We start from the raw sequence: 20401 nt of genomic DNA, 5'->3' as shown, positions 1-20401 counted from the left end.
ATGTCCGCGGAACCGCTGCAATCGGGAAACGACCTGCCCCTGCCACAGGAGCGGTTCCTCAACCGCGAGGAAAGCTGGCTCCAGTTCAACGAGCGCGTCCTCGAACTGGCCGAGGACCCGTCGGTCCCGCTGCTCGAACGGGTGCGCTTCCTGGCCATCTTCGCCAGCAACCTGGACGAGTTCTTCCGCGTACGGGTGGCCGGCCTGAAGCGGCGCATGGCCACCGGGCTGCTGCTGCGCACCAAGAGCGGGCTGAAGCCGCGCGAGGAGCTGGCCCGGATCGCCACGATCGCCGACTCCCTGGCCAAGCGGCACGCCGCCGCCTTCCACGACCGCGTCTGCCCCCAGCTCGCGACCGAGGGCATCGAGATCGTCCGGTGGGACGACCTGGGCCGCGAGGAGCGCACGGAGCTGCGCAAGCTGTTCAGGGAGCGGATCAGGCCGGTGCTGACGCCGCTGGCGGTCGACCCGGCGCACCCGTTCCCCTACATCTCCGGGCTCAGCCTCAACCTGGCCGTGCTGGTGCGCAACCCGATCACCGACCACACCGTCTTCGCGCGGGTGAAGGTGCCCTCGCAGCTCCCCCGGTTCGTGCCGGCGTCGAAGGACCGGTTCGTGCCGCTGGAGGACGTCATCGCGGCGCACCTCGGCCAGCTCTTCAAGGGCATGGAGATCCTCCAGCACCACGTCTTCCGCGTCACCAGGAACGAAGACCTCGACGTCGACGAGGACGTCACCGAGAACCTCATGCAGGCGCTGGAGAAGGAGCTGCTCAAGCGGCGGTTCGGGCCGCCCGTGCGGCTGGAGGTCGAGGAGACGATCACGCCGGAGGTGCTGGCCCCGCTCATCGAGGAGCTGGAGCTGGCCCCGCACGAGATCTACCGGCTGCCCGGCCCGCTCGACCTGACCGGCCTGCACGCCATCGCCGACCTCGACCGCGGCGAGCTGAGCTTCCGCCCGTTCGTGCCGGCCGAGGTGATCAACGCCGAGGACGACCTCTTCTCCACCCTGCGCGAGCGCGACGTGCTGCTGCACCACCCGTACGACTCGTTCGCGACCAGCGTGCAGCGTTTCATCGAGGTGGCCGCGGCCGACCCGCGGGTGCTGGCGATCAAGCAGACCCTCTACCGGACCAGCGGCGAGTCGCCCATCGTCGACGCGCTGATCGACGCGGCCGAGGCGGGCAAGCAGGTCGTCGTGGTCGTGGAGATCAAGGCCCGTTTCGACGAGCACGCCAACATCTCCTGGGCCAGGAAGCTGGAGCGGGCCGGCTGCCACGTGGTCTACGGCGTGGTCGGCCTGAAGACCCACTGCAAGCTGGCCCTCGTCGTACGGCAGGAGCCCTCGGGCGAGCTGCGCCGCTACTGCCACATCGGCACCGGCAACTACAACCCCAAGACGGCCCGCCAGTACGAGGACTTCGGCCTGCTCACCGCCGACCCGCTGGTGGGCGAGGACGTCACCGACCTGTTCATCCACCTGACCGGCTACTCCAACCACTCGGCCTACCGCCGGCTGCTGGTCGCGCCGCACTCGATGCGCAGCGGCCTGCTGGCCAGGATCGACCGGGAGATCGCCCACCAGCAGGCGGGCCGCCCGGCGCGGATCAGGATCAAGACGAACTCGCTGGTGGACGAGCCGATCATCGACGCGCTCTACCGGGCGTCCAGGGCGGGGGTGCCGGTGGACCTGTGGGTGCGCGGTATCTGCATCCTTCGCCCAGGAATCCCCAATTTGTCAGAAAATATCCGCGTAAGGTCGGTTTTGGGGCGCTTTTTGGAGCACTCCCGCGTGTACGAGTTCGGCCTCGGCAGGCGTCCCGAGGTGTGGATCGGCAGCGCCGACCTGATGCGCAGGAACCTCGACCGGCGGGTCGAGGCCCTGGTCAAGGTGACCTCCCAGCAGCACAAGGCGTACCTGATCGAACTGATGGACCTGGCCATGGCCGACACCACGAACGCGTGGTGGCTCAACTCCGACGGCACCTGGATCCGCCACCAGGGCGAGGACCTGCAGAGCCATCTCGTCGGCACCAGGCGATGGAGGACCGTTGACGACTGACCTGCTCCGGGCCGCCGGAGCCGTGGTCTGGAGGGGCGCGGAGAGCGGACCCGAGGTGGCGGTGATCCACCGCCCGCGCTACGACGACTGGACCTTCCCCAAGGGCAAGCTGGAGAGCGGCGAGCACGTCATCGCCGCCGCCCTGCGCGAGGTCACCGAGGAGACCGGCCTGACGGTCGTCCTGGGCCGGGCCCTGCCGCCGATCCACTACCTCAGCGGCGGCCGGCTCAAGCGCGTCGACTACTGGACGGCGCGGGTCGCCTCCGACGCCGGCTTCGAGCCGGGCGACGAGGTCGACGGGCTGCGCTGGCTGCCCGTCGACCGGGCTCGCGAGCTGCTGACCTACGAGTGGGACGCCGGGCTGCTGCGCGCCCTGACCGCCGCGCCGCTCGCGACCGTGCCGCTGGTGCTCGTCCGGCACGCCACGGCCGGGTCCAGGAGCCGGTGGGACGGCGACGACGCGCTGCGCCCGCTGGACGACCACGGCGGCTCCCAGGCCGCCGCCCTGGCCACCGTGCTGCCCGCCTACCGGCCGGAGCTGCTGGTCAGCTCGCCCAGCCGGCGGTGCGTCCAGACGCTGGAGCCGTACGGGGGCGAGATCAGGACCGAGCCGCTGCTCAGCGAGGAGGGCCAGGACCCGCACAAGACGCCGGAACTGGTCGGCGACCTCGCCGTGCCCGCGGCCGTGTGCAGCCACGGCAAGGTCCTGCCGCACCTGATCCACGCGCTGAGCGGCAAGGACGTGCACCTGCGCAAGGGCGCGTTCGCGGTGCTGCACCGGGTCGGCGGGCACGTCGTCGGCGTGGAGCGCTACGCGACCTGACGGCTCACCAGGTGACCGGCAGACGGGCGAAGCCCTGGGTGATCCTGCCCTCGTTGCGCGGCAGCTCGGCGACCGGGACGGCCAGGCGCAGGCCGGGGAGACGCTGGAAGAGCCGGCTGAACACCGCCTCCAGCTCCACCCTGGCCAGGCTCGCGCCGATGCAGAACCGCGGGCCGTACCCGAAGGCGAGATGCGGGTCGGTCGGAGGACGGCCGATGACGAAGGTGTCGGGATCGGGATAGACCTGTTCGTCCCGGTTCGCCACGCCGGTATTGAGGACGACGGCCTCGCCGCGGCGGATCGTGCGGCCGTCGATCTCGATGTCCTCGTGGGCGTACCTGGGCAGGCCGTGCAGGCTCGGCGCGGCCATGCGCAGGATCTCCTCGACCGCGGCGGGCGCGAGCCCGGGATCCGACCGCAGCAGGTCGAGCTGGCCGGGGTTGGCCAGCAGCAGGAGCACGCCGTGGTCGATGCGGTTGACCGTGGTCTCGTGCCCGGCGAACAGCAGGCCGGCGGCCAGCTCGGCGATCTTGCCGTCGTCGTCCAGCTCGCCCGCCAGGTCCGACAGGACGTCCTCGGCCGGTTCGTGCCGTTTGCGGGCGATCAGCCCGGCCATGTAGGCGCTCAGCTCCGCCCGTGCCGCGACGCCGGCCGCCTCGTCCTGGAGGTCCGCCATGCGTGCGGACACGCCGCTGAAGTACTCCCTGTCCTCGTACGGGACGCCGAGCAGCCGGCAGATGACCAGCACGGGCAGCGGGAAGGAGAGCTCGGCGTGCAGGTCGGCCGGCGGCGTGAGCCCGGCCAGGCGGTCCAGCCGCTCCTCGACCAGGGCGCCGACCTCGCCGGCCAGCCGCCTCATCCGCCGGGCCGAGAAGGAGGGCGCGAACAGCCTGCGCAGGCGCTCGTGGTCGGCCTTCTCGGTGGCGGTCTCGCCCTGCGGCCCGCCGAGCAGGGCCGAGTTGGACACGCGCGGCGCCCGCTCGGGCTCGGGGTGGGAGCGTCCCAGCCGGCTGTCGCTGAACAGCCTGCGTGCCTGTTCGTAGCCGGTGACCAGCCAGACCTCGTCGCCCACCGAGGTGCGCACCCGCGCGATGCCCTCCTTCTCCCGCAGCTCCCGGTAGGCCGCCGGAACGTCGAGGGGGTCGCTGCGCGCGAAGGGTATTGCCGGAAGGTTCGTCATAGAACCTTCTTAACCGCCTTCACGCTTTCCGCCCAGACTCTGGGGAAATCGGCCTCGGCACGTTCGGCGGTGTTGCGTTCGATCCCGATCAGCAGCCCGTACGTGAAGGTGTCCTCGCCCGCCTGCCGGGCGCCCTCGGCCTCCTTGGCCAGCGTCTCCTGGGCGACCACGCCGTCCCGGTGCGCCCCCAGCACCTCCTGGACGTTCTCGGCCAGCTCGGCCAGCCTGGCCATGCCCTTGCCGAGGGTGGGTTCGAGGGCTTCGGCGGTGTATCGAGCGCGCTTGGCCGCCTTGCGGACGTCGTGCAGGGCGATCTCGCGGCGTCCGGCGTCCTCGGTGGCCTGGGCTGCCTCGTACGCCCTGGTCACGCGGTCCCAGCCGGCGGCGGCGAGGGCGGTGAGCTTGTCCTTCGCCGGCTTGGCGGCGGCCTTGCCCAGTTCGGGGGTGGCGATCAGGGCGTCGAGGGCGTCCAGGAGGGTGTAGTAGCGGTCGCCGCTGAGCGCGTCCTTGATGCGCCCGTACGCCTCCTGCTCGCGAACGCGCAGGTCCGCGCCGAGACGGGTCTGGATGGGACCGGTGACCAGCTCGGGGGCGAGGCCGGACAGCTCCCCGGCGAACCTGGCCCTGATCACCTCCAGGTCGCGGGCCTCGCCGAGCACCGTGCCGAGCCAGCGCAGTTCCTCCTGGACCTGTTCCGTGCCGGTCACCACCGACTTGAACGCCTTGAGCGCGCTGCGCAGCCTGCGCGAGGCCACCCGCATCTGGTGGACGGCGTCCTCCTCGGCCCTGCGCACCCGCGGATCCTGGCTGAGGAGGGCGGCGACCTGGCCCGCCAGGTAGTCGATGACGATCTCGCCCGCCGTGCCGGGCTCGGTGGCGGCCCTGGCGGGCGAGGCGGGTTCGAGGAGCCGGGCGAGCTTGCTGGCGCTGCCCGCGGGGGTCGCGCCCGCCTTGCGCAGCCGTTTGCCGACCTTGGCCAGCAGGTCGCGGCGGTCCTCGGCCAGCAGCTCGGCCTCGACCTCGCGCCACCGCAGCACCCTGCCGTCCCGGTGGACGGTGCCCTTCACCCGGTCGTCGGCGATCTCGACCAGCCGGGTGCCGCCGTCGTGCAGCAGGGTGACGCTGCGTCGGGTGTCGAGCTCGGCCACCACCTGGAGCTCCGCGCCCCTGGCGTAGGCCCGGACGAGTTCGGCCAGCTCCGGCGGCACGACCTTGGTGCTGCGGGTGAGCGGGCACGTGATCTCCTGACGCACGCCCCTGGCCTTGGGCAGCTTCAGGTGCCAGCCCGCGTCGTCGCCGCCGCGCCTGCGTCTGAGCGTGACGCCGCGCGCGGCCAGCCGCAGATCGGCCGTGTCGTAGTAGAGCGCCACGAGCTGATGACCGCGCGGGCCCGTGACCTGGGCCAGGCCGCTCAGGTCCGGGATCGTGTAGTCGGTCGGAACGTCGAACTTGTCCTCGATCTCGATGCCCACTGCACCTCACAAGTGTCCGATATCGGACCATGATGCCACCTGCAGGTGAACATCACACGGCCTGCAGGAGCTCGATCCGGTTGCCCACGGGGTCCGTGACGTAGATCCGGCGGTAGCCCGGGAAGAGGTCGTCGGGCACCGCGCCCGGGATCCTGGCGGCGTAGGCGTCGAGGTCCTCGACCAGGAACGCCGGGTGCGCCTTGCGGGCGGGCCTGAAGTCGTCCTCGATGCCGAGGTGGATCTCCACGCCGTCGCCGCGGAACCAGGCGCCGCCGCGTCTGGCCAGCTCCGGCGGCTTGGGGACCTCGCGCAGGCCGAGCACGTCGCCGTAGAAGGCGCGCAGCTCGGGCTCGCTGCCCTTGGGGGCGGCGAGTTGGACGTGGTGCAGGGCCTTGATCGTCATCTCTGGGTCTCCACAGGTCGTTTCTGGGCCCCGGTCATTTCTGAACCCTGGTCATTTCTGAGCCCCGGTCATTTCTGAGCCCCGGTCATTTCTGGGCCACCACGAAGATTCGGCGGAAGGGGAAGGGGGTGCCGTAGCTTCTGGCCGGGTAGGCCTCGGCGAGCGGCCCGGCCAGGTCGGCCTTGAACCGCCGCTGCTCCGCCGGGTCGAGCCGGTCGAGGATCGGGCGCAGGGCCGTGCCGGAGACCCAGTCGAGGACCGGGTTCTCGCCCTGGAGCAGGTGCACGTACGTGGTCTCCCAGGCGTCCACCTGGCAGCCGCCGTCGTTGAGGAAGTCGAGATACTGGATCGGGTCGTCCACCGGGTTGGTCCTGTTGAGGTCGCTGAGCCGGTCGGACCAGGTGCGGGAGGCGCAGAGCTCGCGGATGGCGACGTGGCTCGGGGCGTCGAAGTTGCCCGGCACCTGGAAGGCCAGCCAGCCGCCGGGGGCCAGCTCCTCCAGCCAGTGTTCGAGCACGCCGTGATGGGAGGGCACCCACTGCAGGACGGCGTTGGAGACGATCACGTCCATGGGGCGGTCGGGGTGCCAGGTGTCGACGTCGGCCACGGCGAAATGCACCGAGCCGGTGAGCTTGCGAGCCTTGCTGATCATCGCGGGCGAGGCGTCGAAGCCCTCGACGGTGGCGTCCGGCCAGCGTTCGGCCAGCATGACGGTGAGTTCGCCGCTGCCGCAGCCCGCGTCCACGACATAATCGGGAGCCACCGCACCGACTCTGGATATCAGCTCGATGAACGGCCGCGACCGCTCGTCGGCGTAGACGGCGTAGGTCACCGGGTCCCAGATATCTCTTGACATAGAGATAATTGATATCGAGAGAGATATCTCGATGTCAAGACAGTAGACTCTGTGTCATGACGCCACAGGATGACGAGGTCGACCGGCTGGTCGCGGCATGGCGGATCGAGCGGCCCGATCTCGACGTCGAGCCCCTCCAGGTCCTCTCCAGGGTGTCACGGCTGGCCAAACATCTCGACCGCGCCAGGCGGGCGGCGTTCGCCGAACATGATCTGGAACCTTGGGAGTTCGACGTGCTCACCGCGTTGCGGCGGGCCGGTAAGCCGTACGAGCTGAGCCCCGGGGCCCTGCTGCGGGCCACATTGGTGACGTCCGGGACGATGACCAACCGCATCGACCGGCTCGCGCAGGCGGGTCTGGTGCGGCGGCGGCCCGACCCCGAGGACCGGCGCGGCGTGCTGGTGTCGCTGACGGACACGGGGGTGGCGCGGGTGGACGCGGCGTTCGCCGACCTGCTGCGGCGTGAGCGCGACCTGCTCTCCGGCCTCCAACTCGCCGACCAGCGTTCCCTCGCCGCCCTCCTCCGCCTGCTCCTCGCCCCCTTCGACTCCCCCCAATAACCCCTCTACGAGGTTTTACGCACGCTCTTCCAGCGGGCGCGGCGGCGCGCGGCCCCTTCTTCGGGGGCCTCAGGGCCACGGCCGCCCGGCGACGGTTCCAGCAGTGGCGGCGGCGGCCGGTTGTGTGCGACTCTGTTCCACTGCGGTTCTGCTCTGCTGGGGGTACCGCGGTTCTGCTGGGGTGCTGCGGTTCCGCTCTCCTGAGGGTTTCTCATGCGGGGCTCTCATGCGGTTCCGTCGTTGCGCGGGGCCCTGGGCCCGCTGACGTCGGCGGGCGTCCGTCCGGGGCGGGTCGGTGGTACTGGTCTCGAAGGACCTCGCCGACCTGTGGCGGAGGCCACCACGTCGGCCACTGCCTTGCGACCCGCACCGGCGACGGCTCCAGGCCGGTCCGCCGACGCCGCCTCTCCGGCGGCCGTCGAACCGGCGGGAACCCTCGCGTGCGAGACCGTAGCTGGGGTTAGTCGCCGAGGCGATCGGCCACTTCGAGCCATTCCGCCTCGACGGTGTCCTTCTGAGACAGGACGTCGCGGAGCTGGGCGTCGAGGGAGCCCAGCTTGGCGTAGTCGCTGGCGGCTTCGGCCATGGCGGCGTGGAGGCGGGCCTCCTGGTCGCCGAGCTTGTCGAGCTGGCGTTCCAGGCGGTTGAGTTCCTTGCGGAGCTCGCGTTCCTCCTTGGCCGACAGCCCGGTCTCCGGCTGCGCGCCGGACGACGCCGCGACCGGGGCCGGAGCACCGGAGGCCGGGGCAGGCGCGCTGCCGATGCGGGCGGTCACCGCCGTGCCGGCGCTGCGGCGTTCGAGGTATTCGTCGACCCCGCCCGGCAGCAGCACGAGCTTGCCGTCACCCAGCAGGGCCACGCACCGGTCGGTCACCCGCTCCAGGAAGTAGCGGTCGTGACTCACCAGGATCAGCGTGCCCGGCCAGCCGTCCAGCAGGTCTTCGAGCTCGTTGAGCGTCTCGATGTCGAGGTCGTTGGTGGGCTCGTCGAGGAGCAGCACGTTGGGGTCGTCCATCAGCAGGCGCAGCAGCTGCAGCCGCCGCCGCTCGCCGCCGGACAGGTCGCCGATGACCTTCCACTGCGCGTCGCCCTTGAAGCCCAGACGCTCCAGCAACTGGGACGCCGTCCACTCCCGCTTGCCCAGCTGGAGGTACTTGCGGATCTCCTCCACCGACTCCAGCACCCGCCGCGACGGGTCGAGCTCGGTCAGCTCCTGGGACAGATGCGCCAGACGTACGGTCTTGCCCCGGATCACCCGGCCCGAGTCCGGCCGGACGCCGTCGGCGAGCAACCGCAGCACCGACGACTTCCCTGACCCGTTGACGCCGATCAGGCCGATCCTGTCGCCCGGCCCGAACTGCCACGTGCAGTGATCGAGCACCAGCGGCCCGTCGCCGGGGCCGCCCGCGTGCAGGGTGACGTCTTCCAGGTCGTAGACGGTCTTGCCGAGCCTGGCCGCGGCGAACCGCATCAGCTCGACGGTCTCCCGCGCCGGCGGCTCGTTCGCGATCAGGGCCTGCGCGGCGTCAATCCGGAACTTCGGCTTGGACGTGCGGGCGGGCGGACCGCGCCGCAGCCAGGCGATCTCCTTGCGCATGAGGTTCTGGCGGCGTTCCTCGGCCGCCTGGGCGATGCGCGCCCGCTCGGCCTTGGCCAGCACGTACGCGGCGTAGCCGCCCTCGTAGCGCTCGACCCGGCCGTCGACGACCTCCCACGTGCGGGTGGAGACGGCGTCGAGGAACCAGCGGTCGTGGGTCACGACCAGCAGGGCGCTCTTCCTGGTCGCCAGGTGGGCGGCGAGCCAGGCGATCGCCTCGATGTCGAGGTGGTTGGTGGGCTCGTCGAGCATGACCAGGTCGTGGTCGTCGATGAGCAGACGGGCCAGCGCCGTACGCCTGCGCTCGCCGCCGGACAGCGCGGCGGCCTTGGCGCTGAGGTCGAGGTCGCCGATCAGGTTCGCCAGGATCTCGCGGACCTGCTGGTCACCTGCCCATTCGTGCTCAGCCCTGTCCCCAAGGACGAGCTGGGTCACGGTGGCCTCGGGGTCGAGGGTGTCCTGCTGGGACAGGAACCCGACCCGCAGCCCGCGCGTGTGGGTGACCCGGCCGCTGTCGGGACGCACGTCACCGGCGATGACCGACATCAGGGTCGTCTTACCGCCCCCGTTGCGGCCGACGACGCCGATGCGCTCCCCGGCCTCGATGCCCAGGGAGACGTCGCTGAGGAGCGGCTTGGGCCCGTAGGCGTGGGAGACCGACTCAAGGTTGACCAGATTCATGACGTGTCCAGGGTATCGGTCCCCTCAACCGCTTCCCGACGCCCACGACGTCCTTTGATCGTCTACGGGCCAGGGATTGCCGGACCGAATGCCCACCATGAGCGCCCGGCTCACGTCCATCTCCTGTAGGCGACGAAACGTTGGCCTCTCCCACGGTGGGCAGGCGCACGCGATGCCGGGCGCCCCCCTCACACCGCCCGTCCGTGATCAGCAGGTCCGTACGAGCCCCCGAACCCGATATCCGTGCCCCCACCGCTGCTCAGATCCGGGTGCTGGCGGCTGAGGCGCGGATAATGACGGCACCGCCACAAGAACGTTCGCCAGCCTTCCACCCCAACCCCCACCGACCGCCGCCTCACCAAGCACCGCAAACCAGCGCCTCAGACCGTTGCATCAGGCACCGACGGCACCGCCTGGGCCTGGGGCGAGCGGGCCACGCGGACGACACCCGGCAGCCATTGCCGTAGGCCGCAACGTCGGGCCACTGGGCCAGCCTGCCTTGCGCACCCAACGTGACGGGCTCAACGTGACGGGCTCAGCGCAACGGGCTCAGCGCGACAGGGTCGCATGCTTGGGCCAGCGTGACTGGCTGCGCGTGACGGCTGCTGTCGTGCCGCACCGGCCGTGGCAGGTCCGTCGCGCCATACCCAGCGGGACGGCCCCAACGGACGGCCCCAGCGGGGCGGCCAGCAGGGCGGCCCATGCGGGGCTGGCGTGGCGGGGGTCATCGGCGGCGCTGGGGGTGGCGCCAGGGGGTTAGAGCAGGGTGGCGCCGGTTACGGGGCCGTGGGCGGCGACCGTGGTGGTGGCGGCGCCTGTGGCGGTGAGGCTGTTGGCGAGGTCGCGGGCGTGGGTGGCGTCGATGGCCAGGAAGGCGCACGTGGGGCCGGAGCCGGAGACGATCGCGCCCAGCGCGCCGTGCTGGCGCCCGCTGTCGAGGGTCGTGGCGAGCTCGGGACGCAGGGCCAGGGCGGCGGCCTGGAGGTCGTTGCTCAGGTGGGCGCCCAGGGCGTACGCGTCGCCGGTGCCGAGGGCCTCGATGAGCGGGGCGTCGAGCTCGGGCCAGGGTACGCGGGCGTTCGAAGCCTCGCGCTGGCGGTCGCACTCCGCGTAGACCTTGGCGGTCGAGAGGCCGCCGTCGGCCAGCGCGAACACCCAGTGGAACGTGCCGCCCGTGGGCAGCTCGCTGAGCTGCTCGCCGCGGCCGGTGCCGACCGCCGTGCCGCCGAGCAGCGAGAACGGTACGTCGCTCCCCAGGTCTCCGGCGATCTCCATGAGGTCCTCGAAGGGCAGGCCGAGCCCCCAGAGCTCGTTGCAGGCCACGAGAGCCCCCGCCGCGTCGGCGCTGCCGCCCGCCATGCCGCCGGCGACCGGGATGGCCTTCTCGATGATCAGATCGGCGCCGTAAGAGCGACCCGCGTGCTTGGCGAGGGCGCGGGCGGCGCGGATGGCGAGGTTGTCGTCGTCGACGGGCACCTGGTCGGACCATCTGCCGTTGACCGTGACGGTGATCGACTCGGCCTCCTTCGCGACCACCTCATCGAAGATCGACACTGCGTGGAAGACATTGACCAGGTCGTGGTAGCCATCTTCCCGGAGCGGGCCGACTGAAAGCTGCACGTTGACCTTCGCGGGCACACGTACGGTCACCGAACTCATCGATCTTCTGCCACTTTCATCGCTTGCCGGGGTCAAGGACACTCGATGTTATCGGGGTGGGGTGCGCTGACATGCGGTTCTCGGAATTAGACGTGTGAGATGACCGACTGCGGGCCACACAGAGTGAGGTTCGTCCTCCTTTCGGCCGATCAGGTGGTCATACGCCGACATTGCCGTCTTTCTGCCACCGCCTTCTCTTCGGGCCGACCTTCTCTCCGGAACGGCGCCTTGCCCTCTCTGGGCGCCGCCGATGGCCCGGACCGCACCGGGGAAGCCGCTTCGGTGGCGTCGCGGCCATTGTGGGCGGTGGTGCAACAGGCGGGCTGGTGCCGGACATTTACCACTGTGTCCGGCACCTTTCGCTAGGAGAACTTGTGACACAGCGAGATCGCTTCGAGGCGGTCTACGACACGTACTACCCGGCGATACAGCAGTACGCCGCCCGCCGCACCAGCTCGCCTGAGGACACGGCCGACGTGCTCGCCGAGACGTTCCTCATCGCGTGGCGGCGGATCGCCGACGTCCCCCAGGGGGATAAGGCGTTGCTGTGGCTGTACGGCGTGGCCCGGCGGGTGCTGGCCAACCAGCAGCGCGGCGCCTCGCGGCGGGCTGTGCTGGCCGAACGCCTCCGTGACGAACTGGCCGCCGCCCGGACGGTGACGCCGGTTGAGCTCGACCACGTGCGCAGGGCGTTCGACGAACTACCCGAACGGGACCGCGAGGTACTGGCGCTGGCGTGCTGGGAGGGGCTGAGCGGCGAGCAGATCGCCCAGGTCATGGGATGTACGGCGATCGCCGCCCGTACCCGGTTGCATCGTGCGCGCAGACGGCTGGCGGCGCTGCTGGAGCGGCAGCCGTCCCGGACGATGGTGATGAGGAAGGCATGAACGACATAGACGCTCTGGTGAAGGCCATCGATCCCGCTCCGCAGGCGCTTCCTCAGGGATCCGGCGCGCGCGAGCTGCGCGACGCGATCATGGCGGCCGAGCCGCGACGGGCACGCCGCCTGCCGCTCCTCCGTCTCCCGCTTCTTCGGCTCTTGCGCACCCGCCTGCCGCTGCTCCGTCTCTCGCTGTCTCCTCTCTCGCTCATCCGCATGCCACTTCCCCGCCCGTCGCTCATCCGCCTCCCAAGCCGGACGCGCGTACCGGTCGTCGATGTCGTGCGTGCAGCGCAGGAGCCGCGTCTCCCCCATCTGCGGGTTCTCTGGGCGCCGGTGGCGACGGCTGTGGTCGTCGCCTTGGTCGTCACGCTGGTCACGAGCTTGACCGCTGCTCCGCCCGTGCTCACGCCGTCGAGGCGCAACCAGGAGTTGTACGACCTCGCTGACAGGATCGAGAAGTTGCCTGCAAGCAGCGGCGCGTACTGGCGCGATGTTCGGATCGAGGGCAACGCCTGGTCGGCCGGCGGCGGGTACACGGTCATGGTGGCCGAGCGCCGGGAGACCTGGCAGCCGCGCGACCCCACCGACGTGATGATCAGGCAATGGTCGCCGGCCATCGCCCGCCCGGCCACGGCCGCGGACGAACGTGCCTGGCGCGCTTCCGGGGCCCCCGCCCAGGTGGCTGGCCCTTGCTTTGGCGGCGGCAAAACGTCGTGCCGTCCGGTACCGATGAGCAATGGGGACGTCGCGGGCGGGCTGCCGTCGGCTCGTGGCGGCGAGGCCAAGTCGATCATCGGTGTGGACGGTTCTAAGGGTTGCGTGTACAGCGCGGGGCTGGAACCTAGCGGGGTTTATCCGGATAGGACGGTCGCCGAGTTCACCATGGCGGACTTGTCCGTGTTCCCTGCTCGCCCTGACGAACTGATGAGGCGGCTGCACGTCTACCACGAGCTCTCGACGGCGCGCGGGTTCGCCCAGTCCTTCCAGGAGTTTCTGCCCGTCACCATGAACCTTCTGGCCATGCCGCTCGGCCCGGCCCAACGTGCGGCGGTCATCCGGGTGCTGGCCGGGTTGCCGTCCACCAAGGTGGTCGGCACGGTCGGGGACCCGCTGGGCAGAGCCGGGCTTTCGGTGGACCTCGGCGGCACCGGGAGCCAACTGCTGTCGCCGGGCAGGACGGTGACCGTCCGCGACAGGCACATCCTCGATCCCGTGACGGGGCAGTTGCTCGCATCGGTCTCCTACGCGGCTCGTACGGCTGCGGGGGCAAGGGAGGGCGAGGTCATGAGCTATCGGGCACGCGGCTCCGAATCCGGCTGGACCGGCCCGCCGGCTCCGGCGGCCAGGGGGTGCAAGCGGGACAGATGACCGGGCCTGGAGTGGGGGTGTCGCGTCGGCCTCCTTGGTCTGATGCCGGGAACGTTCGGGGTCAAGAGTGCTCATGGCGCATCACCATCCACTTGTGAGCCGAACGTACGGGATACGGGCGAGGCGGAACTGGGCGGCGTCGGGCACGGGGTGCCCACCGTCCAGGACGACGGCCGGGGGCTCCTATGCAGGACTCGTCGATCTGGTTCACCAGGGTTTGTGGTGGTCGGCATGGGTTCGTCCTTGGGATGCTGAGAGGACTGCTTGAGGTGGAGGTGCTCGTGTCCGAGGTGACGGTTGTCGAGGTGCCGCAGTGGCGGGGGTCCGGGGCTCGTACGGCTGAGCGGCTGCGGGAGGGGGCCCGGCTGGTTGCGGAGATGGTGGACGCGGATCGTCGGATTCAGGTCGAGGTCGATGACGATGATCTGGTGGTCACTGCTTCCAGGGTTCGGGCTGCGGTCGTCGAGGCTGGGTGGGACGGGCTTCTGGTCACCGCGGGTGGGGACTGCGGTGTCGAACTGGAGCCGGTGGCGGCGGCGCGGCAGAGGTTCGGGGATGGGCTGGTCGTCGTCTGGTTCGATGCGCATGGGGATCTGAACACGCCGGAGTCGTCGCCGTCGGGGGCCTTTCATGGCATGGTCCTGAGAGCCTTGACCGGTGAAGGGCCTGACGGGCTGGTGGCCGGGCAGCCGGTCGGGGCCGGGCAGGTCGTGCTGGCGGGGGTGCGTGATCTGGATCCGGCCGAGGTCGCGTTCGTCGAGGCTCGGGGGGTGCGGTGGGTGCGGGCGGCTGATGCAGAGGCTCTGGTCGAGGCTGTCGGTACTGCGGCTGCGGCGGGGGGTGGCGAGCGAACGGCTGTTTATGTGCATGTCGACTTCGATGTGCTTGACCCGCAGATCTTCGGGAGCGTGGGGTCTCCTACGCCTGAGGGGTTCCGGCCTGAGGAGCTTCTGGAGCTGGTGAGGGCCATTACGGAGCGGTTCGAGGTGGTGGGGTTGGGGCTCATGGAGTATGAGCCGGCGGGGGCTGAGGATCAGGCGTTGCTCACGTCGGTGGTGAAGGAGTTGGTGGCGGTCTGCGCCGGGCGGTAGGTGGCGTTCGCGGTGGAGTGGTCCTCCTGGGTGCTGGCCGGGGCGGGCGCTCGCCTGTGGTGCTGGTCAGGGTGAGTGGCAGTCCCTTGTGGTGCCGGTCAGGGTGAGCGGTGGACTCTCGCGGTGCTGGTCAGGGTGAACGGCCGTCGCCTGTAGTGCTGATCGGGTGGACGGTGGGTGCTCTCAGGTGATGAGTAGGCGTCCATGGTGGGTGGCCGCCTGTCGGAGAGTGCGTCGTCAGCAGTTGGTGGGCGCCTGGGGCGGCGGGCGCCCTGGTTGACGGGCGGCCGGGGTTGGTGGACGTCCGGGGTTGGTGGACGTCCGGGGTTGGTGGACGTCCGGGTTGGTGAGCGTTGACGAGTGGTGGGCGTTTGGGGCTGGGTGTTCCTTGCGCTGAGGGTGTGGTGGTGTCAGGCGGGGCGGATGGTTCCTCGGTAGGCGGTTCGGTAGTAGGCGGAGTTCAGGAAGTTGGTTCTTCGTACTACGTCGCCGGTTCGGGGGGCGTGGATCATGATGTTGTCGCCCAGGTAGAGCGCTACGTGGGTCGGGTCGCCCGGGCCGCCGAAGAAGAGGAGGTCGCCCTTGCGCCTGGCGGCGAGGGGGACTCTGCGGCCCTGGCGGAACTGGGTGCCGGTGTAGTGGGCGAGCCTTACTCCGGCCTTGGACCAGGCGTAGAGGGTGAGGCCGCTGCAGTCGAAGCCTCTTGTGTTCGCGCCGGTGCCGACTCCGATGGTGGGGCCTGTTGAGGAGCCGCCGCCCCAGGAGAACGAGACGCCCAGCTGGGTGAGGGCTGCCGCGGCTGCGATTTCGCCCTTGTGCTTCGGGCGCTTTCTGGGTTTCTTCGGCTTCGGTTTCTTGGGGTGGTGGGGGGCCGGGCAGCGCGTGGTGGCGGTTGCTGCGGCGCCGGCGGCGGGGATGGTGATGGTGGCCCTGAGGCATGGAGGGGGGGTGGCTCTGGCGAGGGTGGGGTGGGCTCCTGTGACGGTCAGGAGGCCGCTGCTGAGGATGACCGACAGTTGGGTGATGTGGTGGCGGGTGTTCATCAGTGGCTCCTTCGTCGTGATGAGGGACGGGAGCCAGGATCACGTGGGTGAAGCGGGGGCGGAGGGGCCGAACGGGGTTCTGTGGATGGGTGGGTGTTGAGCGTCTTGGGTTGTGGACAGCCACCCGGTGTCGGGGTCTCGTGCGAGCACGCGTGAATGTAGGCCAGGCGTGCGCCTGCGCGGAAGGGTGGGTGCGCGCCTACGCGAAGGGGCGGGGGCGTGCCTGCGTGGAAGGGCGGGGGCGTGCGGGGGCTGTGCGGGTTGGCCGCGCCGACGCGAGGCGGACGTCCCGAGGCCGCATGTGACGGGAGGCGAGGCGCCTGGGGGTGTGCGGGCGTCACGGGACGCCAAAAGCCCTGGGGGGTGGAGGTGGGGCGCTGGGGGCGGGGCGCTGGGGGCGGGGCTTGGGTTCTTCGAGGGCGCCTGGGTCAGGGCTTTTGTTCGGCTATTCGGGCGAAGGAGTCGATGGCGAGTTGTTCGCCTCTGGCCGAGGGGTCCACGCCGGCGGCTCTCAGTGCCGTTTCCGCCTGGGCCGGGCTGCCGGCCCAGGACGCCAGGGCGGCCCTCAGGGTCTTGCGGCGCTGGGCGAAGGCGGCGTCCACGACGGCGAAGACCTCTTCCCTGGTGGCCGTGGTGGCGGGCGGTTCGCGGCGGGTCAGGGAGACCAGGCCGGAGTCGACGTTGGGGACGGGCCAGAACACCGTACGGCCGACCGGGCCCGCCCGGCGTACGTCGGCGTACCAGGCGGCCTTGACCGACGGCACGCCGTACACCTTGGAGCCGGGACCGGCGGCGAGGCGGTCGGCCACCTCCAGTTGCACCATGATCAGGCCCTTGCGCAGCGAGGGCAGCGTCTCCAGGAGGTGGAGCACCACGGGGACGGCCACGTTGTACGGGAGGTTGGCCACCAGGGCCGTGGGGTCGTGACCGGCGAGGTCGTCGAGGGAGATCCTCATGGCGTCGGCGTTGACGACCGTCAGCCGGTCGGACGGGCCGCGCTCGGCGACGGTGAGAGGCAGTTGGGTGGCCAGGACCGGGTCGATCTCGACGGCCACCACGTGCGCGGCCTCGGGCAGGAGCGCCAGGGTGAGCGAGCCGAGGCCGGGCCCGACCTCGATGACCACGTCGTCGGCCGACAGGTCGGCCACGCGGACGATGCGCCGGACGGTCCCCGCGTCGATCACAAAGTTCTGGCCTAGCTTTTTCGTGGGGCGAAGATCTAGCTTGTTCGCCAAAATACGTATTTCTGCAGGGCCCAACAGCCTCATCATCCAACCAGTCTCCCGCATCGAAGAACCTGCGATGGCGGATGGGGGAGACCTAAGGAGAGGATGGCGTGGAACAGGAAGGGACGTCCCTGATGGAGCCAACGGGCGCCGCGCCGCTCCGTCCGACCGATCTGCGGGAGATCGGGCCCTACCGCCTGCTCGGACGACTCGGCGAAGGCGGCATGGGGACCGTCTTCCTCGCCAGGGCCCCGACGGGGCGGTTCGTCGCGCTCAAGGTGGTGAAGGCGGAGTTCGCCAACCAGGAGGGGTTCGCCGCCCGCTTCCACGCCGAGGTGGACAACGCGCGCCGGGTGGCGTCGTTCTGCACCGCTCAGGTGCTCGACAACGGCAACACCGGGGACGGACGTCCTTACATGGTGACCGAGTACATCGCGGGCACTCCCCTTTCCGACCAGATCGTGACTTTCGGGGCACTCGACCCGGGACCGCTGCACGGCGTGGCGCTGGGGGTCGCCGCGGCGCTGGCGGCGATCCACGTGGCCGGGCTGGTGCACCGGGATCTGAAGCCGGCGAACGTCATCCTGTCGCTGTCCGGGCCGCGGGTGATCGACTTCGGGATCGCCAGGGCGCTGGACCGGGAGACCGGGTTCACGCTCTCCGGGGAACTGCTGGGCAGCCCTGGGTGGTGGGCTCCCGAGCAGGTGCGGGGTGAGCTGGTGTCCCCGGCGGCGGACGTCTTCGCCTGGGGGTGCCTGGTGGCGTACGCGGGCAACGGGCGGCATCCGTTCGGGCGGGGCGATCCCATCACGATGGCGACCCGCGTGCTGAACACGCCGCCCGAGCTCGGCGCGCTTCCCGCGCCGCTCAACGAGCTGGTACGCCGTGCCACCGCCATGGATCCCGCCCATAGGCCCACGGCCCAGGAGCTTCTGATCGCCTTGGTGGGTGGGAGCAGTCCGGCTATCTCCGACAATCCGCCCACGTTGGTCGCCACGGAGATGCTGACCGACTGGGAGCCGCCGCAGAACGTCGTGGACGAGCCGGACGTCACGGCCACGTTCACGACCCCGCCGCCGAGCGACGCGACGGGCGCGCGCAACCCCGGCCCCGGGGACGCCGCGGGCCCGGGAGCGGGGGCGGGGCGGCCGAAGGTGCCCGGGGCGTTCGGGGCCGACGCCGGGCCCGATGTTCGGAACGCTGCCGGAGGGGCCGCCGGCTTAGCGGGCGGGCAGGCGGGGGCGCGGCAGGCGTCCCCCGACGAGCTGGCGCGGCGCGAGGAGCAGGCCGCCCGCGAGGAGCTGGCCCGCTGGGAGGCCGAGGCGCAGGCCCGCCGCCAGGAGCAGGAGCGCCAGCTTGAGCAGGCCCGCCAGCTGGCACGCAGGCAGTCCGCCTCGGGCGGGCAACCGGCACGGCCCCGGCCGACCACCGAGCCGCGGCCCCCCTACGAGTCGCGGCCCCCCGACGAGTACCGGCCAACCGCCGAGTCACGGCCCCCCACCGAGTCCCGTTCGACCACCGAGTCCCGGCCGACCACCGACACCCGGCCCGCCACCGATTCCCAACCCTTCACCGGCCCCCGCCCCACCGCCGAGCGACGATCCAGCGCCGAGCGTCGATCCGCCGCTGAGCATCGATCCGCCGCCGGCTCCCGAGCGGTCGCCGGGGCCCGGAGCGACGAGGGTACGGGCCCGGGCGCCCTGACGTACGCCCCCGACGAACCGGACACTCTAGGCGGCACCCGCACGAAGGGCACCCGCTGGCTGATCGCCGCCGCGGCCGCCGTCCTGGCGATCGTGGTCACCGTCACCGTCCTGATCGTGAACTCCGGCCGCAGCCCCTCCTCCGTCGCCACCTCCAACAGCCCCTCCAGGGCCGTGACGAACCCACGTTCGGGCGACGTGGGCCGCAGGCTCGCGCTGGGCGGGAACTTCGACGACCCGGTCGTGGTCGTGCCGGAGGCGCCGGAGTGCGGGTTGACGGAGTTCGAGGGGCAAACCACCACGAAGGGGCAGCTCTGCGTGGTCCACTGGACCGTGATCAATCCAGGCGGTGAACGCCGCCGGCTCGTCCGGCCGGTCGTCACCATGGTCGACGACAAGGGCGGCGAGCACGGCCCCGCCCCGGTCACCCTGCCCCCGGCCCTCCAGCCGGGCGGGCGGGTGGACGGCGCCTTCGTGTTCGACCTGGCGCCTTATCGCAAGCCCGTGAAGATGTCCGCGACCATGCTGGAGAACGGCCGACAGATCGAGGTCGCCCTGTGAGCCCCGTCCGAACGCTTTCCGCCGGCGCTTCCAAGGCGGTGGCGATGGCCGTCCTGCTCGCCACCGGCGGCATCCTGTCACCGGCGCCCGCCGCCGCGGCGGCGGTGGCCTGCGCCGGAGCCGCCGACTTCGACGGTGACGGCGCGGACGACGTGGCCGTGGGCGACCCGTTCGGCGACGGGCAGAAGGGGTCGGTCCACCTGCTGTCGGGCGCCAAGGTGACCCCCGTCGCCGTGCCGGGGCCGGTCAAGGGGGACGGGCTGGGCTGGTCCGTACGGCTGGCCGACGTCAACGGCGACTCCTGCGCCGACCTGCTGATCGGCGCCCCCTTCGCGGACGTGGACGGCGAGCAGGACGCGGGCAGCGTCTACGTCGTCTACGGCGGCAAGGCCGCGCCTCCGCAACGCCTGACCGCCCCGCAGCCGCAGCGGTTCGCGCACTTCGGCTGGTCGCTGGCGGCCAGGGGCGGCCTGACGGTGATCGGCGCGCCCTACGAGGACGACGGCCAGATCGAGGACGCCGGCGCCGTCTACGTGCGCCAGGGCTCGGGCGCGCTGCGTCGGATCAGCCAGGAGACCGTGGACGTGCGCGGCAACAGCGAGGTCGGCGACCAGTTCGGCTGGTCGCTGGCGATCGGGCCGCGCAACGGCCTGGTCGTGGGCGTCCCGTACGAGAACGACGACGGCGCGGGACGGCAGGTCCAGGCCGGCAAGATCGACTCAGGGTCGGTGGTCTTCATCGACGACGTGCTGGCTCCCCGGATCGTGAGCCTCAAGCTCGACTCCCCCACCAAGGCCTCCGGCGACCGGTACGGCTACGCGGTCGCCTACGCCGAGGGCAACGGTTACGCGGTCAGCGCGCCCGGCCCCGGCTACGTGCAGCTCCTCGACCCGGCCAGGAAGCAGACGAGGATGCTGAAGCAGGGCGGCAGGCAGGCGTTCGGCTTCTCGATGGCCGCCTCCTCGGACGGCAGGCTGGCCGTCGGCGCGCCCTATGGCGGCGGCGTCCAGGTGTTCTCGTGGAAGAACCCGGCCGACGACCGGAAGCTCGCGACGGCCGAGGGGCTGTTCGGCTGGTCGGTGGCCTTCAGCGGGAACAAGCTCTTCGTGGGCCAGCCGGACGGGCCGCCGTACGGGAAGGTCGCGGTGGCGCCGCGCAACGCCGACGACGTGCAGTCGGTACAACCCCCCAAGGGCACCGACTTCGGCACCGCACTGGCCGGCTGAACGAACCG

16 protein-coding genes are annotated in these 20401 nt (G+C 71.1%); 8 read left to right on the top strand and 8 right to left on the bottom strand.

All coding sequences use genetic code 11. From position 1 onward, the window contains the following. Window positions 1-2061, top strand: coding sequence for an RNA degradosome polyphosphate kinase (locus AB0J46_RS30525; RefSeq protein ID WP_364337688.1), 2061 nt, complete (start codon window positions 1-3; stop codon window positions 2059-2061). Beyond that, window positions 2051-2884, top strand: a complete 834-nt coding sequence (locus tag AB0J46_RS30520) for an NUDIX hydrolase (protein WP_364337687.1) — start codon at window positions 2051-2053, stop codon at window positions 2882-2884. Before AB0J46_RS30525 ends, AB0J46_RS30520 begins: the two co-directional genes overlap by 11 nt. Before the next feature lie 4 nt (window positions 2885-2888). On the opposite strand, the gene AB0J46_RS30515 is transcribed toward AB0J46_RS30520, so the two are convergent. The 4 genes from AB0J46_RS30515 to AB0J46_RS30500 all read right to left on the bottom strand — a co-directional run bounded on the left by AB0J46_RS30515 (window position 2889) and on the right by AB0J46_RS30500 (window position 6795). Beyond that, window positions 2889-4064, bottom strand: coding sequence for a cytochrome P450 (locus tag AB0J46_RS30515; protein WP_364337686.1), 1176 nt, complete (start codon window positions 4062-4064; stop codon window positions 2889-2891). Continuing rightward, a complete protein-coding gene (locus tag AB0J46_RS30510; RefSeq protein WP_364337685.1) occupies window positions 4061-5536 on the bottom strand; it encodes a CYTH and CHAD domain-containing protein in 1476 nt (491 codons plus the stop codon). The genes AB0J46_RS30515 and AB0J46_RS30510 overlap by 4 nt, the downstream gene beginning before the upstream one ends. A 52-nt stretch (window positions 5537-5588) precedes the next feature. Further along, window positions 5589-5939, bottom strand: a complete 351-nt coding sequence (locus AB0J46_RS30505; RefSeq protein WP_364337684.1) for a VOC family protein — start codon at window positions 5937-5939, stop codon at window positions 5589-5591. 85 nt (window positions 5940-6024) lie between these two features. Then, the gene (locus AB0J46_RS30500) at window positions 6025-6795 is read right to left on the bottom strand and encodes a trans-aconitate 2-methyltransferase (protein WP_364337683.1); all 771 of its coding nucleotides are present in this window, start codon (window positions 6793-6795) and stop codon (window positions 6025-6027) included. Between the two features lie 56 nt (window positions 6796-6851). Here AB0J46_RS30500 and AB0J46_RS30495 point away from each other — a divergent pair, with 56 nt between their 5' ends. After that, entirely contained in the window at window positions 6852-7355 is a 504-nt protein-coding gene (locus AB0J46_RS30495) for a MarR family transcriptional regulator (RefSeq protein WP_364337682.1), read from the top strand. Between the two features lie 460 nt (window positions 7356-7815). Here AB0J46_RS30495 and AB0J46_RS30490 read toward each other — a convergent pair whose 3' ends face one another. Beyond that, window positions 7816-9633 carry an ABC-F family ATP-binding cassette domain-containing protein gene (locus AB0J46_RS30490; protein ID WP_364337681.1) on the bottom strand — a complete coding sequence of 606 codons (1818 nt, stop codon included), beginning with the start codon at window positions 9631-9633 and terminating at the stop codon, window positions 7816-7818. Between the two features lie 756 nt (window positions 9634-10389). Continuing rightward, window positions 10390-11292, bottom strand: coding sequence for a 4-(cytidine 5'-diphospho)-2-C-methyl-D-erythritol kinase (locus tag AB0J46_RS30485; protein ID WP_352321954.1), 903 nt, complete (start codon window positions 11290-11292; stop codon window positions 10390-10392). Window positions 11293-11666: 374 nt separating this feature from the next. On the opposite strand from AB0J46_RS30485, the gene AB0J46_RS30480 reads away from it, so the two are divergent. The 3 genes from AB0J46_RS30480 (at window position 11667) to AB0J46_RS30470 (ending at window position 14634) form a co-directional block, all read left to right on the top strand. Further along, window positions 11667-12179: a sigma-70 family RNA polymerase sigma factor gene (locus AB0J46_RS30480; protein WP_364337680.1), complete on the top strand. Its 513-nt coding sequence runs from the start codon at window positions 11667-11669 to the stop codon at window positions 12177-12179. Then, window positions 12176-13543, top strand: coding sequence for a hypothetical protein (locus AB0J46_RS30475; RefSeq protein WP_364337679.1), 1368 nt, complete (start codon window positions 12176-12178; stop codon window positions 13541-13543). Before AB0J46_RS30480 ends, AB0J46_RS30475 begins: the two co-directional genes overlap by 4 nt. 185 nt (window positions 13544-13728) lie before the next feature. Then, window positions 13729-14634, top strand: coding sequence for an arginase family protein (locus AB0J46_RS30470; protein WP_364337678.1), 906 nt, complete (start codon window positions 13729-13731; stop codon window positions 14632-14634). 410 nt (window positions 14635-15044) lie between these two features. Here the strand turns inward: AB0J46_RS30470 and AB0J46_RS30465 are convergent, their stop codons facing one another. Beyond that, window positions 15045-15677, bottom strand: coding sequence for an NlpC/P60 family protein (locus tag AB0J46_RS30465; protein ID WP_364337677.1), 633 nt, complete (start codon window positions 15675-15677; stop codon window positions 15045-15047). A gap of 428 nt (window positions 15678-16105) precedes the next feature. Then, entirely contained in the window at window positions 16106-16966 is an 861-nt protein-coding gene (gene rsmA / locus AB0J46_RS30460) for a 16S rRNA (adenine(1518)-N(6)/adenine(1519)-N(6))-dimethyltransferase RsmA (protein WP_364337676.1), read from the bottom strand. A 47-nt stretch (window positions 16967-17013) separates the two neighbouring features. Here rsmA and AB0J46_RS30455 point away from each other — a divergent pair, with 47 nt between their 5' ends. Both AB0J46_RS30455 and AB0J46_RS30450 read left to right on the top strand, forming a co-directional pair. Then, window positions 17014-19167, top strand: coding sequence for a protein kinase (locus AB0J46_RS30455; protein ID WP_364337675.1), 2154 nt, complete (start codon window positions 17014-17016; stop codon window positions 19165-19167). Next, the gene (locus AB0J46_RS30450; RefSeq protein WP_364337674.1) at window positions 19164-20393 is read left to right on the top strand and encodes an FG-GAP-like repeat-containing protein; all 1230 of its coding nucleotides are present in this window, start codon (window positions 19164-19166) and stop codon (window positions 20391-20393) included. The genes AB0J46_RS30455 and AB0J46_RS30450 overlap by 4 nt, the downstream gene beginning before the upstream one ends. Window positions 20394-20401: the final 8 nt, after the last annotated feature.

This window comes from Nonomuraea sp. NPDC049758 (genome assembly GCF_040674635.1).
GTDB lineage: Bacteria > Actinomycetota > Actinomycetes > Streptosporangiales > Streptosporangiaceae > Nonomuraea.
This window is presented reverse-complemented; position numbering and strand designations above follow the sequence as displayed.

Excerpts from the sequence above, each read along its gene's own strand:
- AB0J46_RS30525 (WP_364337688.1), top strand. The coding sequence starts at position 1 with ATGTCCGCGGAACCGCTGCAATCGGGAAACGACCTGCCCCTGCCACAG.
- AB0J46_RS30515 (WP_364337686.1), bottom strand. The coding sequence starts at position 4,064 with ATGACGAACCTTCCGGCAATACCCTTCGCGCGCAGCGACCCCCTCGAC.
- AB0J46_RS30505 (WP_364337684.1), bottom strand. The coding sequence starts at position 5,939 with ATGACGATCAAGGCCCTGCACCACGTCCAACTCGCCGCCCCCAAGGGC.
- AB0J46_RS30500 (WP_364337683.1), bottom strand. The coding sequence starts at position 6,795 with ATGTCAAGAGATATCTGGGACCCGGTGACCTACGCCGTCTACGCCGAC.
- AB0J46_RS30495 (WP_364337682.1), top strand. The coding sequence starts at position 6,852 with ATGACGCCACAGGATGACGAGGTCGACCGGCTGGTCGCGGCATGGCGG.
- AB0J46_RS30490 (WP_364337681.1), bottom strand. The coding sequence starts at position 9,633 with ATGAATCTGGTCAACCTTGAGTCGGTCTCCCACGCCTACGGGCCCAAG.
- AB0J46_RS30485 (WP_352321954.1), bottom strand. The coding sequence starts at position 11,292 with ATGAGTTCGGTGACCGTACGTGTGCCCGCGAAGGTCAACGTGCAGCTT.
- AB0J46_RS30475 (WP_364337679.1), top strand. The coding sequence starts at position 12,176 with ATGAACGACATAGACGCTCTGGTGAAGGCCATCGATCCCGCTCCGCAG.
- AB0J46_RS30470 (WP_364337678.1), top strand. The coding sequence starts at position 13,729 with ATGCAGGACTCGTCGATCTGGTTCACCAGGGTTTGTGGTGGTCGGCAT.
- AB0J46_RS30465 (WP_364337677.1), bottom strand. The coding sequence starts at position 15,677 with ATGAACACCCGCCACCACATCACCCAACTGTCGGTCATCCTCAGCAGC.
- rsmA (WP_364337676.1), bottom strand. The coding sequence starts at position 16,966 with ATGCGGGAGACTGGTTGGATGATGAGGCTGTTGGGCCCTGCAGAAATA.